The organism is Agromyces subbeticus DSM 16689, assembly GCF_000421565.1.
GTDB lineage: Bacteria > Actinomycetota > Actinomycetes > Actinomycetales > Microbacteriaceae > Agromyces > Agromyces subbeticus.
This window is the reverse complement of record NZ_ATXG01000006.1, coordinates 64,980-77,959: the sequence shown is the minus strand read 5'-3', so window position 1 is coordinate 77,959 and position 12,980 is coordinate 64,980. Positions and strand designations below refer to the sequence as shown.

The 12,980-nt window shown below is 69.2% G+C and carries 13 protein-coding genes and 1 pseudogene; 7 read left to right on the top strand and 7 right to left on the bottom strand.

The features are described 5' to 3' along the window. Nucleotides 1-69 precede the first annotated feature (69 nt). Nucleotides 70-999, top strand: a complete 930-nt coding sequence (locus H521_RS0110450) for a hypothetical protein (protein WP_022892972.1) — start codon at nt 70-72, stop codon at nt 997-999. A 41-nt stretch (nt 1,000-1,040) separates the two neighbouring features. Here the strand turns inward: H521_RS0110450 and H521_RS0110445 are convergent, their stop codons facing one another. Then, entirely contained in the window at nt 1,041-1,832 is a 792-nt protein-coding gene (locus H521_RS0110445) for an SDR family NAD(P)-dependent oxidoreductase (RefSeq protein WP_022892971.1), read from the bottom strand. A gap of 105 nt (nt 1,833-1,937) precedes the next feature. Between H521_RS0110445 and H521_RS0110440 the strand changes: the two genes are divergently transcribed. Next, complete coding sequence (locus tag H521_RS0110440; protein WP_022892970.1) at nt 1,938-2,444, top strand: MarR family winged helix-turn-helix transcriptional regulator; 507 nt, start codon at nt 1,938-1,940, stop codon at nt 2,442-2,444. 36 nt (nt 2,445-2,480) lie between these two features. Here the strand turns inward: H521_RS0110440 and H521_RS0110435 are convergent, their stop codons facing one another. Then, nucleotides 2,481-3,002 carry a MarR family winged helix-turn-helix transcriptional regulator gene (locus H521_RS0110435; protein WP_022892969.1) on the bottom strand — a complete coding sequence of 174 codons (522 nt, stop codon included), beginning with the start codon at nt 3,000-3,002 and terminating at the stop codon, nt 2,481-2,483. Between the two features lie 102 nt (nt 3,003-3,104). Between H521_RS0110435 and H521_RS0110430 the strand changes: the two genes are divergently transcribed. Continuing rightward, entirely contained in the window at nt 3,105-4,190 is a 1,086-nt protein-coding gene (locus H521_RS0110430; RefSeq protein ID WP_022892968.1) for an alkene reductase, read from the top strand. A 41-nt stretch (nt 4,191-4,231) separates the two neighbouring features. Continuing rightward, nucleotides 4,232-5,176 (top strand): NADP-dependent oxidoreductase, encoded by a 945-nt coding sequence (locus H521_RS22795; protein ID WP_022892967.1) that lies wholly within the window; start codon nt 4,232-4,234, stop codon nt 5,174-5,176. Nucleotides 5,177-5,284: 108 nt separating this feature from the next. Here the strand turns inward: H521_RS22795 and H521_RS0110420 are convergent, their stop codons facing one another. Next, nucleotides 5,285-5,857, bottom strand: coding sequence for a TetR/AcrR family transcriptional regulator (locus H521_RS0110420; RefSeq protein ID WP_022892966.1), 573 nt, complete (start codon nt 5,855-5,857; stop codon nt 5,285-5,287). A 124-nt stretch (nt 5,858-5,981) separates the two neighbouring features. Between H521_RS0110420 and H521_RS0110415 the strand changes: the two genes are divergently transcribed. Beyond that, the gene (locus tag H521_RS0110415) at nt 5,982-6,815 is read left to right on the top strand and encodes an alpha/beta hydrolase (protein WP_022892965.1); all 834 of its coding nucleotides are present in this window, start codon (nt 5,982-5,984) and stop codon (nt 6,813-6,815) included. A gap of 117 nt (nt 6,816-6,932) precedes the next feature. On the opposite strand, the gene H521_RS0110410 is transcribed toward H521_RS0110415, so the two are convergent. Beyond that, on the bottom strand, nt 6,933-7,127 hold the full coding sequence (locus H521_RS0110410) for a hypothetical protein (protein ID WP_022892964.1): 195 nt from the start codon (nt 7,125-7,127) through the stop codon (nt 6,933-6,935). A 66-nt stretch (nt 7,128-7,193) separates the two neighbouring features. Then, nucleotides 7,194-7,799, bottom strand: a complete 606-nt coding sequence (locus tag H521_RS22790) for a class I SAM-dependent methyltransferase (RefSeq protein WP_022892963.1) — start codon at nt 7,797-7,799, stop codon at nt 7,194-7,196. An 80-nt stretch (nt 7,800-7,879) separates the two neighbouring features. Between H521_RS22790 and H521_RS0110400 the strand changes: the two genes are divergently transcribed. Then, nucleotides 7,880-8,638 carry an EI24 domain-containing protein gene (locus tag H521_RS0110400; RefSeq protein ID WP_022892962.1) on the top strand — a complete coding sequence of 253 codons (759 nt, stop codon included), beginning with the start codon at nt 7,880-7,882 and terminating at the stop codon, nt 8,636-8,638. A gap of 96 nt (nt 8,639-8,734) precedes the next feature. On the opposite strand, the gene H521_RS22785 is transcribed toward H521_RS0110400, so the two are convergent. Both H521_RS22785 and H521_RS0110390 read right to left on the bottom strand, forming a co-directional pair. Then, entirely contained in the window at nt 8,735-11,302 is a 2,568-nt protein-coding gene (locus H521_RS22785) for a metallophosphoesterase (RefSeq protein ID WP_211215496.1), read from the bottom strand. Nucleotides 11,303-11,522: 220 nt separating this feature from the next. Beyond that, nucleotides 11,523-12,692, bottom strand: coding sequence for an epoxide hydrolase family protein (locus tag H521_RS0110390; protein ID WP_022892960.1), 1,170 nt, complete (start codon nt 12,690-12,692; stop codon nt 11,523-11,525). Nucleotides 12,693-12,726: 34 nt separating this feature from the next. On the opposite strand from H521_RS0110390, the pseudogene H521_RS26655 reads away from it, so the two are divergent. Next, a pseudogene (locus H521_RS26655) lies at nt 12,727-12,960 on the top strand (helix-turn-helix domain-containing protein); the annotation flags it as partial. Between the last annotated feature and the right edge of the window lie 20 nt (nt 12,961-12,980).

Sequence of the window (12,980 nt, the reverse complement as noted above, 5' to 3'; positions counted from 1 at the left end):
CGTACGTCGCACCGGTGTTCCCGGCGGGCCGCCCTTCCTCCCCGCCGCCCGATCCGCGAGGATGAGTGCGTGCCCGGTCAAACGCCGATCGACGTCGCTGCAGAGCTGTACACGCTGCTCCCCGACGAGTTCACCGCGGCGCGCAACAACCGGGCGAAGTCCATCAGGCCAGACGACCGCGAACTGGCCGACGCCGTGCAGGTATTGCGGCGACCGTCGCCGGCCGCGTGGCTCGTCAACCAGCTCGTGCGCCGGCGCGGCGAGCAGGTCGACTCGATCATCGAACTCGGCGAGCGCCTCCGCGACGCGCAAGACGACCTCGATGCCGAGACACTCGCGCAGTTCGCGCGGCAACGCCGACAGCTCGTGGCCGCGCTCGCCCGCGATGCCGGCGAGCTCGCCGAAGAACTCGGCAACTCGGTGCGCTCCCCCGTGCTCGACGAGGTCGCGCAGACCATGCAGGCTGCGATGTCGGATGCCGCAGCCGCCGACGCCGTGCGCAGCGCACGCCTCGTGCGGGCCCTCGAGGCGGTCGGCCGCGAGGTGGATCTCGACGGTGCCGTCGCCGGTGGGCCGGCGGCTCCGGCCCGCCCGCGAGGTTCGTCGCGGTCGCGGGGCGGCGCCGAGCAGGAGCGCGCCGGTTCAGCGAAGCACGACGATTCGACGAAGCACGACGAGGCCGCGAAGCAGGCCGAGCAAGCTCGCGCTGCCGAGGCGAGAGAGCGCGCTGAACGCGAAGCACGTGAGGCGGAAGAGCGAGCCGTCGAGGCCGAACGGGTACTCGACGAGCTCGACTCCCGCATCGCGACCCTTCGCCGGCTCGTCGGCGAACGCACGCAGGAGCGCGACGAACTCGAGGAGCGGCTGCGCCGGGTCGAGGGCGAACTCGCCGATGCGGAGCACGAGTTGCGGCCGCTCGGCCGCGAGCACGACCGCGCGACCAGGTCGGCGCGCGAGGCGCGAGCCGCGGCCGACGAGTCGCACGCCGCGCTCGACTGACGGCGATCGGCGATCGGCGATCGGCGATCGGCGATCGGCGATCAGAGCATCGCCGTCAAGACGCCGCCATCTGCCCGCAGAGCGGCGCCGTTCGTCGCCGACGAGAGCGGACTCGCCAAGTAGAGCACCAGGTTGGCGAGTTCACCCGGATCGATGAACCTCTCGAGCAGCGAGGTCGCGTTGCCCGACATGATCGCCGTCTTGAGTTCGTCGGTCGACAGACCCTGAGCCTGCGCGATCTGGTGCACCGTCTCTGCGACGCCGGAGGAGTAGGTCGGTCCGCCGAGGATCGTGTTCACGGTGACCCCCGTTCCACGAGTGAGCTTCGCAAGGCCGTTGCTCAGGGCGAGCATGGCTGCTTTCGTGACGCCGTAGTGCACCATGTCGGCGGGGATGTTGACGCCCGACTCGCTGCCGATGAAGATGATGCGCCCAGCGCCCTGGGCCAGCATCGATGTCATCGCGTGCCTCGAGAGGCGCACACCGCTCATGACGTTGACGTCGAAATAGCGCTGCCAGGTGTCGTCACTGATGTCTTCGAAGGCCGCGAGCTCGAACAGTCCGACGTTGTTCACCAGGATGTCCAGGCCGTCGAGCGCATCCGCGAGCCGGCGCACCTGTTCCGCGTCGTCGAAGTCGGCGGCGATTCCCGAGACGTCGGCGCCGGGTACCAGTGCCTCCAGTTCCCGCACCGCGCGCTGCACGCCCTCTTCCGTGCGGCCATTGATGACAACGGATGCGCCTTCCAGGAGAAGTCCCCGTGCGACCGCGTAGCCGATGCCGTGCGTCGACCCGCTCACGAACGCCTTCTTCCTCGTCAGTTGCAGATCCATGATGCTCCGATCACTTGCCCAGTAAAGTCATGAGTCAGCTTATTGACTTGACTGAGCAAGTCAAACCCACCACGAACGAGCCGCCTTCTCGCGTAGTCTGCTGCTATGTCGGATCAGAACCCGCCCTCGAATCTGAGCGGCGACGACCTCGCGACCTGGGCGTCGCTCGCGACCGTGCTCGAGTGGCTGCCCGCGGCGCTCGACGCCCAGCTGCTCGAAGACTCGGAGGTGACGCACTTCGAGTACGGCATCCTGTTCGCCCTCGCCAACGCTCCCGACCGCACACTGCGCATGAGCGTTCTCGCCGACTATGCGAACAGCTCCCTCTCGAGGCTGTCTCGCGCGGCAACCCGCTTGCAAGACCGTGGGTGGATGCACCGCAGCCCCGACCCCGACGATGGCCGCTACACGCTCGCGACGCTGACCGAACAGGGGAAGAAGAAGTTCGACGAAGCCACTCCCGGCCACGTGCAGACGGTGCACCAGTTGGTGCTCGACCCGCTGACCCAGTCGCAACGGCGGCAATTGCGCGAGATCAGTCGCCGCATCCAGCGTGCCATCCGCCAGGACGCGGCCTGGCAACCGCCCGCAGAGACCGAACGCGCACGGTGACCCGCTCCAGCGGCCTCCGCTCGGATTGACGAGTCGCTACGCCTGACCATCGCCCGGGGTTGCACCTCGGCTCGGCCGCGGCGACCGTGACCGTGACCGTGACCGCACATGATCTGCTACCTGCCCGAGCAGGCGCGTGAGTTCGACCCGGTCGGCATCGTCGAGCGAGTCGACGAGCACCTCGCGCACCACCTCGACGTGACCGGGCAAGACGCGTTCGAGAACGGCGGCACCCGCGGGCGCGAGCGTGACATTCACCCCGCGCTCGTCGTGCACCGACGGTACGCGAGTGACAAGCCCCGCCTTCTCGAGCTGATCGACCTGGTAGGTCAGTCCGCTTCTGCTGTGCACGAGCCGATCTGCGAGTTCGGTCATGCTTCGCGGCGATGATCGGTCCTCGCCGCAGATGGCGAGGATCTGGAACTGCACGAAGCTGAGGTTCCCGTGCTCACGGAGCTGACCCTGCACACCGCGCTGCACCAATGCGCTCACCTCGAGGAGCGCGAAATACACGCCGAATTCCGGTGGCAGGGCCGGCGGAACGGTGGGCTCGGACATGTCTGAATCCTATTTCACTATTTCCTTCGAATTGGAAATAGAACCGGGAATGGTTGCGTTGTCGAGGGCGAAGGTAGTTCGAATTCGAAGGAGTTTGTTGAAATGACCGCCGCAATCACCCCCACCATCGCCGACGCACTCTGGTCACCGATCGCACTGGGTCGTCTCCGCTTGGCGCACCGAGTGACCATGGCCCCGATGACTCGCAGTCGCGCAACGAGCGACGGCCGCGTGACCGACCTCACGCAGACCTACTATGCGCAGCGCGCCTCGCTCTCGATGCTCATCACCGAGGGCACCCAGCCCTCGGCGGACGGGCAGGGCTACCTCATGACGCCCGGAATCCACACCGAGGAGCAAGCGAAGTCCTGGCGCGCGGTCGCCGAGGCGGTGCACGAGGCCGGGTCGACGCTCGTCGTGCAACTCATGCACGTCGGCCGCATCTCGCACCCGTCGAACACCCCGCATGGCCGTCAGCCGCTCGCGCCCTCGGCTCTCCCCGCGACCGGCGACATGTTCACGGCATCCGGCCCGCAGCCGATGGCCATGCCGCGGGAGATGACGACAGCGGACCTCACCCAGACCACCGCCGACTTCCGCCGGGCGGCGAGGCTCGCCGTCGATGCGGGCGCCGATGGCGTCGAGATCCACGGCGCGAACGGCTACCTGCTCCAGCAGTTCCTGAGCACCAATGCGAACCTCCGCACCGACGAGTACGGCGGCGACATTGCCGGGCGCATCCGCTTCCCCGTCGAGGTGGCCACTGCGGTCGCCGACGAGATCGGCGCCGACCGGGTCGGGTTCCGCATCAGCCCTGGAAGCCCCCTCGGAGACATCCAGGAGACTGACGCAGCAGACCTCTACCCCGCGCTCATCGAAGCCCTCGCGCCGCTGAACCTCGCCTACCTGCACGTGGTGCACCTCGGCGATGAACGGCTGGTTCGCAGCATCCGCGACGGCTGGCCCACCGGCCTCGTGCTGAATCGCGCCGGAGCCGACATCGAACGCCGCGCGCAGGATGTGCGCGACGGCCTCGCTGACGTCGTGAGCGTCGGGCAGCTCGCCCTCGCGAACCCCGATCTCATCGACCGCATCACCGCGGGCGCACCGATGAACGACCCCGATCGCGGCACGCTCTACGGCGGCGGCGAGCGCGGCTACACCGACTACCCGCGCCTCGCGGCCTGACAGCATCCGACCCGTTTCATTCAACGAAAGGCGACACCACCATGCATGCCTACCTGCTCACCCACTACGGCTCCGGCGGCCTTCAGCACGGCACCGCTCCCGAGCAGCCCCCCGCTTCCGGCGAGGTCACCATCCGCCTCGAGGCGATCGCGGTCAACCCGCTCGACTGGAAGATCCGCAACGGGTGGCTCGCACAGATGATTCCGCTCGCACTCCCCGGCGTGATCGGCTCGGAAGGGTCGGGCACGATCCTCGAGGTCGGACCCGATGTCGTGGATTTCGCGGTCGGCGACCGCGTGGCGGGGTTCATCGACAGCGGCGCATTCGCCGAGATCGCCGTCACCCGAGCAGCCCGCCTGGTTCGGCTCCCGGCCGGTCTCTCCATGGCTCAGGCGGCAGCACTGCCGACGGCCGCGGAAGCCGCGACGCGGATGCTCACGCTGCTTCGGCCCGAGGAGGCGTCGACCGTCGTCGTCAACGGTGCTGCCGGCGCCGTCGGCAGCATGGTCACCCAGCTTCTCGCGCGCGACGGCCACCGCGTGATCGGCACCGCCAGCGCGGCCAACCACGACTACGTCCGCTCACTCGGCGCGACCCCGATCAGCTACGGGCCCGACCTGGTCGACGACCTCCGACGCCAGGCGGACTCCGGAATCGATGCCGGCTACGACACGACCGGGCACGGATTCATCGACCGTGTCGCCGAGCTCGTCGACCCGCATCGCGTCGTCACGATCGCCGACTTCGAAGCAGGAGCCCAGGGGGCGATCGTCGCGGGCGGCGACCCGACGCAGCTGAGCATCAACGACGGGGTTCGAGAGGTGATCGATCTCGCCGCAGCCGGCGGCATCCGTGTCGAGGTCGAGACGACGTATCCGTTCGATGCGCTCGCCGAGGCACTGTCATTCAGCGAGCGCGGCCATCTGCGCGGCAAGGTCATCGTCGCTGGCTACGACCGCAGCCCGGCAGAGATCAGCCTCGCCTGACTCCCCTTCGCCGCACATCGAGTTGCCCGCTTCTGCGAGTATCGCGCGCCAGCGACCCGCAGAAGCGGGCGACTCGACGAAGGACGAGGCGCCCCTGAGCGAGCCCGGTCAGGCGGCGGCACGCGTGGCGGCGTCGATGAACGCCGGGCGCACTCGCTCCCATCCGTCGAGGTAGCCGCCGACCATGGCGGCGTCGCGCAGCAGCACCAACTGGGCTGCGGCTGCCTCGGCATCCGGCACCTCGGCCGCCGTGAGCAGCGACTCGAGTGCCGAGCGGAACCAGGCGCGGTGGCGGGCGACCGTCTGGCGCACGCCGCTATCGGCGTCGGGGTACTCGGCGGCGGCGTTGATGAAGGGGCAGCCGCGGGTGTGGTGGCGGGCGACGTCGTCGGCGAGGCCCTCGATGACGAGCCCGACGAGCTGCTTCGGCTCGGCACCGGATGCCTCGGCTGCCTCGAACGCGCCGCGGATATTGGCGTCTTCGACGCCGAGGTAGGCCTCGACCAGATCCTCCTTGCCCGGGAAGTGCCGGTAGAACGTCGCCCGGGTCACGCCGGCCTCGCCGATGATGCGATCGACGCCGACCGAGTGGATGCCCTCGCGGTAGAAGAGTTCCGATGCCGTGCGCAGCAGGCGCTCACGTGCTTCGGAGGTGCCGGTCGACGGCGTTCTGGGTGCCATGTTCAAAATGATAGAACGATCTTTCTCTTTTTGCTTGACACGAGCACGAGCTCGGGGTAACTTCGCAGACAGAGAGACAGAACGATCGTTCTCTCACATCGACAATGAACCGAGGAGCAGACCAATGGCCGCCACCGCCAAGACACCCATCGTCCTCATCCACGGCCTCTGGATGACCCCGAAGAGCTGGAACACCTGGGCCGAGTACTTCCGGGCCCGCGGCCACGAGGTGATCGTGCCCGGCTGGCCCGGCATCGACGACCGCGAGGTCGCCGACATCCGTTCGAACCCCGCGGCGCTGCAGGGCATCGGCCTGAACCAGATCGCCGATCACTACGAGCGCATCATCCGCGCCCTGCCCGAGAAGCCGATCATCATGGGACACTCCTTCGGCGGCCTGCTCACCCAGATGCTCGCCGACCGCGGTCTCGGGGTCGCCTACGTCGGCGTGACGCCGGGCCAGCCCGCCGGCATCACGACGCTGCCGCCGTCGACCCTGCGCACCGGGTTCCCGATCCTCGCGAACCCGTTCGACAAGAACGGCGCGAAGCCGATCTCGAAGGCCCACTTCCACTTCACGTTCGGCAACGACCTCAGCCGCGAGGCATCCGATCGCCTCTGGCAGGACTTCGCGGTGAACTCGTACAACCGGGTGTTCTTCGAGGGCGTCGCGGGCGCCTTCAACGAGAAGGGCGGCGTGAGCCACGTCGACTACGCGCGTGCCGACCGGGCACCGCTGCTGATCCTCACGGGCGGGATCGACCACGTCGTGCCGCCGGCCATCGGTCGGGCCATCGTGAAGAAGTACCGCAGCACCGGCAGCCGCGCGATCGTCGACTACCGCGAGTTCCCGGGCCGCACGCACCGCACCGTGAGCCAGGACGGCTGGCAGGAGGTCGCCGAGTTCGCGCTGACCTGGGCGACCGAGCACGTCGAGGCAGGCGCTCCCGCGGCCTGAGCCCGTCGGCCCTTGGACGGGACCACTCGTATCGCACCGGACCGGTGACATCCCGGGTCCGATGCGACACGAGTGGTCCCGACGTGGTCGGCGGGGGCGGCGTCAGCGCGGGGCGCGTCAGCGCTCGATCGGACCCTGATCGCCCGACCGTGTGAAGACGCGGCGCAGCACGAAGAACACGATAACCGCGATGACGGCGACGATCACGAGCTTGCCGATGAACCAGAGCAGGCTGAACAGCACGTCGACCAGGAACCAGGCGATGACGACGGCGACGATCACGCCGATGACGGTCCAGAAGGTGCGGCTCATGAGTTCGAGCGTAGTCGCGCGACGGCGACGGATGCCTCGCGGCCGGCGAGACCCGGGCCGCGATCGTCAGGGCGCATGGCCGTCGAACAGCAGCGTGGGCACTGGGCCGAAGGGCCTCGACCGCACCCGGAACGGCCGCACGTCGTCGCCGAAGAATCCGGCGTCGGCAAGCGCCCGTGCGGTGTCGCGGTCCCAGTGGCATCCGTGGCAGAGCCTCGCCGAGAACGGCGTCGCGATGCGCTGCACCACACGCTTCGCTGTGCCGCTCGGCGCGACGACGTGATCGATGAACACGACCCGACCGCCGGGGGCGAGCACTCGCCGCACTTCGGCGAGGGCGATCGCCGGGTCGTCGACCGAGCACAGCACGTAGGTGGCGACCACGGCGTCGACGGAGTGATCGGGCAGCGGGATGTGCTCGGCGCGGGCGTCGAGCGGCACGGCCTGGTGCCCCCATTCGCGTGCCCGTGTGGCGAGCTCGGCACGGCGGGCGGCATCGGGTTCGAGGCCGATCCAGTCGACCTCGGGATGCAGCGCCCCGAAGTTCTCGCCCTCGCCCGCACCGATCTCGAGCACGCGCCCGCGCACCCGACCCACGAATTCGCGTTCGAGGTCGTCGAGCTCGTCATCGCCGATGAGCGTCGCGGGCGCAGGCGGGCGCGGTTGTTCCATGCAGCCATGCGAGCACGTCGGCGGGCGCCCGTCAACCGGCAGCCTCGGCCATGGCGCGCGGCACCTCCTAAGCTGGTCGCATGCTGCGCCGATTCCTGTCGGGTGCCGCCCTGCTCATGCGCGGCTTCGGCTTCTGGGGTCGGCGACCCGGCGTCATGCTGCTCGGGCTGATTCCCGCGGCCATCGTCTTCGTCGTCGTCGCGGCGGCGCTGGTCGCCCTCGGCATCCACCTGCCGGGCCTCGTCGACTGGGCGACGCCGTTCGCCGACTCGTGGGACGAGTTCTGGGCCGTGCCGCTGCGCATCGCCGTCGCCGCAGTGACCTTCGCGGGCGCGGTGCTGCTGGCCGCCGTCACGTTCACGGCAGTCACACTCGCGGTCGGCGACCCCTTCTACGAGCGCATCTGGCGAGCCGTCGAGCTCGAACTCGGCGGCGAGGTGCCCGACCGCGGTGCCGGCTTCTGGAGCGCAGCCGCGGATGCGGTCGCCCTGATCGCGCTCGGCCTCGTGTCGGCGCTCGTCGTCGGCCTGATCGGCTTCATCCCGTTGATCGGCTCGATCGCCGCGCCGGTGCTCGGCCTCGCGCTCTCGGGCCGGTTGCTCGCCCGCGAACTCACCGCTCGGGCGTTCGAGGCGCGGGGTATCTCCTCGGCCGAGCGAGCGACCGTGCTGCACGGGCGCGGCGCACAACTGCTCGGCTTCGGCGTCGCGACGCAGCTCTGCTTCATGGTGCCGCTCGGCGCCATCGCCACGATGCCCGCGGCCGTCGCGGGATCGACCATGCTCGCGCGCGCCGCGCTCGACGCGAGGCTGCCCGGCCCGAGCGAGCAGACACGATGAACGGATGTCCCGGAGCCGGTTCGGCTCCGGGACATCCGCTCGCTCACGACGCCAACGGCATCGCGCCGACGGCATCACCTGCCGTCAACGATCAGGTCAGCTGCTCACGTCGCCTGCCCGCGCCCTCCCCCGCTTGCGGCGCGCGACCACGACGATCGCGCCGATCGCCATGAGGGCGGCCGCGAGACCGGCGAGCAGCGCGCCGTCGAAGCCCGTGCTCGCGAGTCCCTCACCAGTGCCGGTGCCCGCCTGCCCGCTGTCGGCGTTGCCACCCGGGTTCCCGTTGCCGCCGCCCGTGCCGGGCTCCACCGGCGCTGCCGCGATCGAGAAAGAACCGGTCACCGGGTCGGAGACACGAGTGCCGAAGCCCTGCCGAAGCTCGAACGAGTAGTTGCCGGGCTCGAGGGCCGAGCGCAACGGACCGATCACTGCCGCGGCACGCCGAGCAGCGCCAGCGCCGGAAGCCGCGGTAGTACCCACCGCGTCACCGAGCGGGATCGACCAGGTGCCGTCGGCACCGACGACCGCCGACCCCGCGAGGTCTCCGCCGAGCGCGACCGTCGCGTTCGGCGTCCCCGTGCCGCTCAGCTCGTCGACGACCGTGCCGGCCGGCAATTCACCGCTCGGCGCGGTCGTCGAGAAGGAACCCAGGTCGGGCCGCGCGGTGAGCCACTGCTCGGGCGTCGTCGGGTGGTCGACCACCCGCGTCTCGCCGATGCATCCCGCCCACCCGTTCAGCGCGCGGTCGTCGACCCAGTCGGCGCCGAAGACCCACGGCATGTCGCCGTTGAGGCTCTGACCCAGGGTGTCGGTCGCGTTGCGCAGCACCGGCGCACCGTCGACGTACATCGTCGTGCGAGATGTCTCGGGGTCGTTCACGAGGGCGACGTGCACCCAGCGGTCGAGGATGATCTCACCCGACCACGAGGTACGGTCGCCCTTGGTCGTCTCGACCGGAACCTCGGTCCACTGGAACTCCTTCAGGTTCGAGAGTCCGAGTGCGGCCGGAGACGCCGTGTAGTCCCAGCGCGACCAGGGCATGCCGGGGATGGTCGAGCGGTTGCCCGATCGCGTGATGGCCTTCATCCAGCCGTTCTGGTCGGCTGTCCACGATCCGTCGATCTTCAGGAACGTCTCGACGGTGTAGCCGTTCTCGAGCCGCGCGTCGTTGACCGCGGCATCCGCTGCCGTCTGCAGGTAGCTGAACCGGCCCGTCGTCTTGTCGGAGTCGGCGAAGCACACCGCCCCGCCGTCGGCGGAGAACGGATTGGCGTCGGTCGAGACCGTGACGTCCCCGACGGTCGCGGTCGGCGAGCCGGACTCCGCGATCGCGACCCGGTGCAGGTCGGCGTCACCCGCGATGTCCTCGAAGACCTGGCCCTCCTGCACGACACCGGGAGTGTCGCCGAACCGCCAGTGGGCGAGCGTGCCGTCGACGGGCACGAAGTCCTCGCGCGAGCCGGGCTGTTCGAGATCGATCGGGTCCGGGCCCTCGAATCCGTCGAGCAGGATGTCTCGTGCCCGCTGCGTGAGCGATGGCTGATCGGCCGCACCGGGGCCGAACTCGGGTGCGAATCCTGCGAAGCGCTCGGCGAAGTCGACGTCGAGCACGAACTGCTGGTTCGGTCCCTCGAGGAACGGCTGGTCGTAGCTGGTGAGCGCCTCGCTCGGCTTGTCGACAACCCACGGCGATGCCGTCTGCACCGAGATGCGGTTGTTGCTGAGATCGAACTCCAGGAGCCCGAGGTAGCCGTTGCCGCCCTCGTACGCCATCTGGTAGTCCATCAGCACATTGGTGACGGAGTGACCGGCGTCGTTCACGCGGGTGAGCTGCGCCGACCCGTGGAAGTGGCCGTTGAACGTGAGGAAGATCTGGTCGTTCCCGCGGATCAGCTCCTCCCAGAGCCGCGCGCCGTACGCGTCCTCCTTCGGGGTGACGGTGTCGGGCTCGACGTTCAGCAGCGAGTGCGTCGTCAGGATCACCGGCAGCGTCGGATGCACATCGAGCACCTGCTGCGCCCACGCGAGTGTCGCGTCGGAGGCGCGCCAGCTGAGCGCCAGCACGAGGAATTCCTGGCCGGCAGCCTCGAACACGTGGAACTGATTGAACCCGGTCGGGTCGCTGCCGCCGTAGGTGGAGACATCCGCTGCCCGCGTCGGACCGAACCAGCGCAGGAACGGCTCCTTCGAGAGGTCGTAGTCGGTGTCGAACCAGTTGTCGGCCGAGTTCAGCACATCGTGATTGCCGGCGAGGATCGAGTACGGGAGTCCGTCGTCATCGAGCGTCGTGATGGCGTTGTCGGCGGCGACCCACTCGGCTTCCGTGCCGACCCGGTCGACCACGTCGCCGAGATGGGTGACGAAGGGGATGTTGAGCTCATCGCGGTGCTCGGCGAGCCACTCGGTCTGCGTCGCGAAGGGATCCGAGCCGTATCGCGGCATGAACTGGTCGGCGGAGTACCGGGAGTAGAACTGGGTGTCGGGCAGCACGGCGAGCGTGAAGCGCGATGCGAGATCGGCGTCTTCAGCCGACGCGGCGACCGCGGGCGCCGTGAAGAGGGTGGCCACGGTCGTCGTCGCGACGAGTGCTGCGGCGAGGCGCGCGCGTCGACGGCGGGGGCGGCGAGAGACGGCAGGCGGATGCTCGGATGGGGCGAGGTTCACTCTCTGGTCCAATCGTGAAACGAACGATGCCGCCGAGATTCCATCGGCGGCGCCCTCACGTTGGCGACGACGGATGAACGGACTCCCGACGGCATGTGACCGCAGACTGAACTCGGGGCGAAACGCGCGCCACCGGCGATCGGTGGACTCGGCGCCGAGCCGAGCGGATGCCCCGTGGCCGGCGTCGACCACGGGGCATCCGTTCATTCGGTGAAGTGGCTCAGTCGCCTGCGCTGCCCCGCAACCCCGCGAAGAACACCCGGATGTCGCCGGCGACGACCGCCGGCAGCTCGAGCGCCGCGAAGTGGCCGCCCTCGTCGAACCGGCTCCAGTGCACGATGTTCGAGTTGTCGCGCTCGGCGAACACCTTGATCGTCTGGAAGTCGTCTTTGAAGACCGCGACGCCGGTGGGGGCGTCGTTGATCTTCGGCGCCGCGCCCTCGGGCTCCGACGCCGCGGGGCGCGCGTTGTCGAGGTAACTGCGACTCATGCCGGCAGCGGCGTTCGCGAACCAGTTCACGCTCACCTCGGTGATGATCTGCTCGAGGGAGACGAGCGAGGTGCCGTTGCCGAACGAGTTGAAGAGCTCGCTGTAGGCGAGCAGCCCGATCGGCGAGTCGCTGAGCCCGACGGCCACGGTCTGCGGCCGGCTCGCGTTCATCGTGTTGTAGCCGCCGACCGACTGGAACCACTGCATGTGCTCGAGCCCGGCGTAGTCCTGCGGTTCGAGGCGCTCGAACTCGCTCGGGTCGCCCGAGGGGAACGAGAAGAGCTGCAGCACGTGCAGGCCGAGGAAGCCGTCGGGGCGCAGCAGCCCGAGCTCGCGGGCGACCATGGCGCCGTTATCGGAGCCGTGGATGCCGTACTCGGCGTATCCGAGTCGGTGCATGAGCTCGTCGTAGGCGCGAGCGACTCGTGCGACGTCCCAGCCCGACTCGGTGACCGGGTTCGAGAAGCCGTAGCCCGGGGCATCCGGAATCACGACGTCGAAGGCGTCTTCGGCACGGCCGCCGTGCGCCACAGGGTCGACGAGCTCGTCGATGAGGCCGAGGTAGTCGACGGATGACCCGGGGTAGGTGTGCGCGAGCAGCAGCGGTGTGGCCCCGGGGTGCGCCGACCGCACGTGGATGAAGTGCAGCGCCTGCCCGTCGACCTCGGTCATGAAGTGCGGAACGGCGTTGATGCGGGCCTCGGCGGCACGCCAGTCGAAGGCCTTCCACGCGTCGAGCGCCTCGCGCAGGTAGGAGTTCGGCGTGCCGGCGTCCCAGTCGTCGGTCGGCGCGGGCTGCGGCAGACGGGTGCGGGCGAGCCGGTCCATCAGGTCGTCGATCTCGGCCTGGGCGACGTCGATCGTGAAGGGGCGGATGTCGGTTGCGGTGGTGTTCGTCATGTCTTCGACGGTACGGTGCATATAGGCACACCTAATTCCTAATAATTCCGCCTGTCGAAGAACATTCGCGGGTGCACTCCGAGAGGCCCCTGTCATCGCCGACACCGCCGCACGACTGCTCGCACTCCTCGCCCTGCTGCAGACGAAACCCGACTGGACGAGCACCGAACTCGGTGCCCGGCTGGGCGTCACCCCGCGCACCATCCGCAACGACATCGACCGCCTGCGCGAACTCGACTATCCGGTCGATGCCACCCGCGGCGCATCCGGCGGCTATCGGCTCGGCGC

What these genes read in the sequence shown, in the direction of transcription:
- H521_RS0110440 (WP_022892970.1), top strand. Translation starts at nt 1,938, where the DNA reads ATGTCGGATCAGAACCCGCCCTCGAATCTGAGCGGCGACGACCTCGCG.
- H521_RS0110430 (WP_022892968.1), top strand. Translation starts at nt 3,105, where the DNA reads ATGACCGCCGCAATCACCCCCACCATCGCCGACGCACTCTGGTCACCG.
- H521_RS0110420 (WP_022892966.1), bottom strand. Translation starts at nt 5,857, where the DNA reads ATGGCACCCAGAACGCCGTCGACCGGCACCTCCGAAGCACGTGAGCGC.
- H521_RS0110410 (WP_022892964.1), bottom strand. Translation starts at nt 7,127, where the DNA reads ATGAGCCGCACCTTCTGGACCGTCATCGGCGTGATCGTCGCCGTCGTC.
- H521_RS0110390 (WP_022892960.1), bottom strand. Translation starts at nt 12,692, where the DNA reads ATGACGAACACCACCGCAACCGACATCCGCCCCTTCACGATCGACGTC.
- H521_RS22795 (WP_022892967.1), top strand. Translation starts at nt 4,232, where the DNA reads ATGCATGCCTACCTGCTCACCCACTACGGCTCCGGCGGCCTTCAGCAC.
- H521_RS0110400 (WP_022892962.1), top strand. Translation starts at nt 7,880, where the DNA reads ATGCTGCGCCGATTCCTGTCGGGTGCCGCCCTGCTCATGCGCGGCTTC.
- H521_RS0110435 (WP_022892969.1), bottom strand. Translation starts at nt 3,002, where the DNA reads ATGTCCGAGCCCACCGTTCCGCCGGCCCTGCCACCGGAATTCGGCGTG.
- H521_RS0110415 (WP_022892965.1), top strand. Translation starts at nt 5,982, where the DNA reads ATGGCCGCCACCGCCAAGACACCCATCGTCCTCATCCACGGCCTCTGG.
- H521_RS0110445 (WP_022892971.1), bottom strand. Translation starts at nt 1,832, where the DNA reads ATGGATCTGCAACTGACGAGGAAGAAGGCGTTCGTGAGCGGGTCGACG.
- H521_RS22790 (WP_022892963.1), bottom strand. Translation starts at nt 7,799, where the DNA reads ATGGAACAACCGCGCCCGCCTGCGCCCGCGACGCTCATCGGCGATGAC.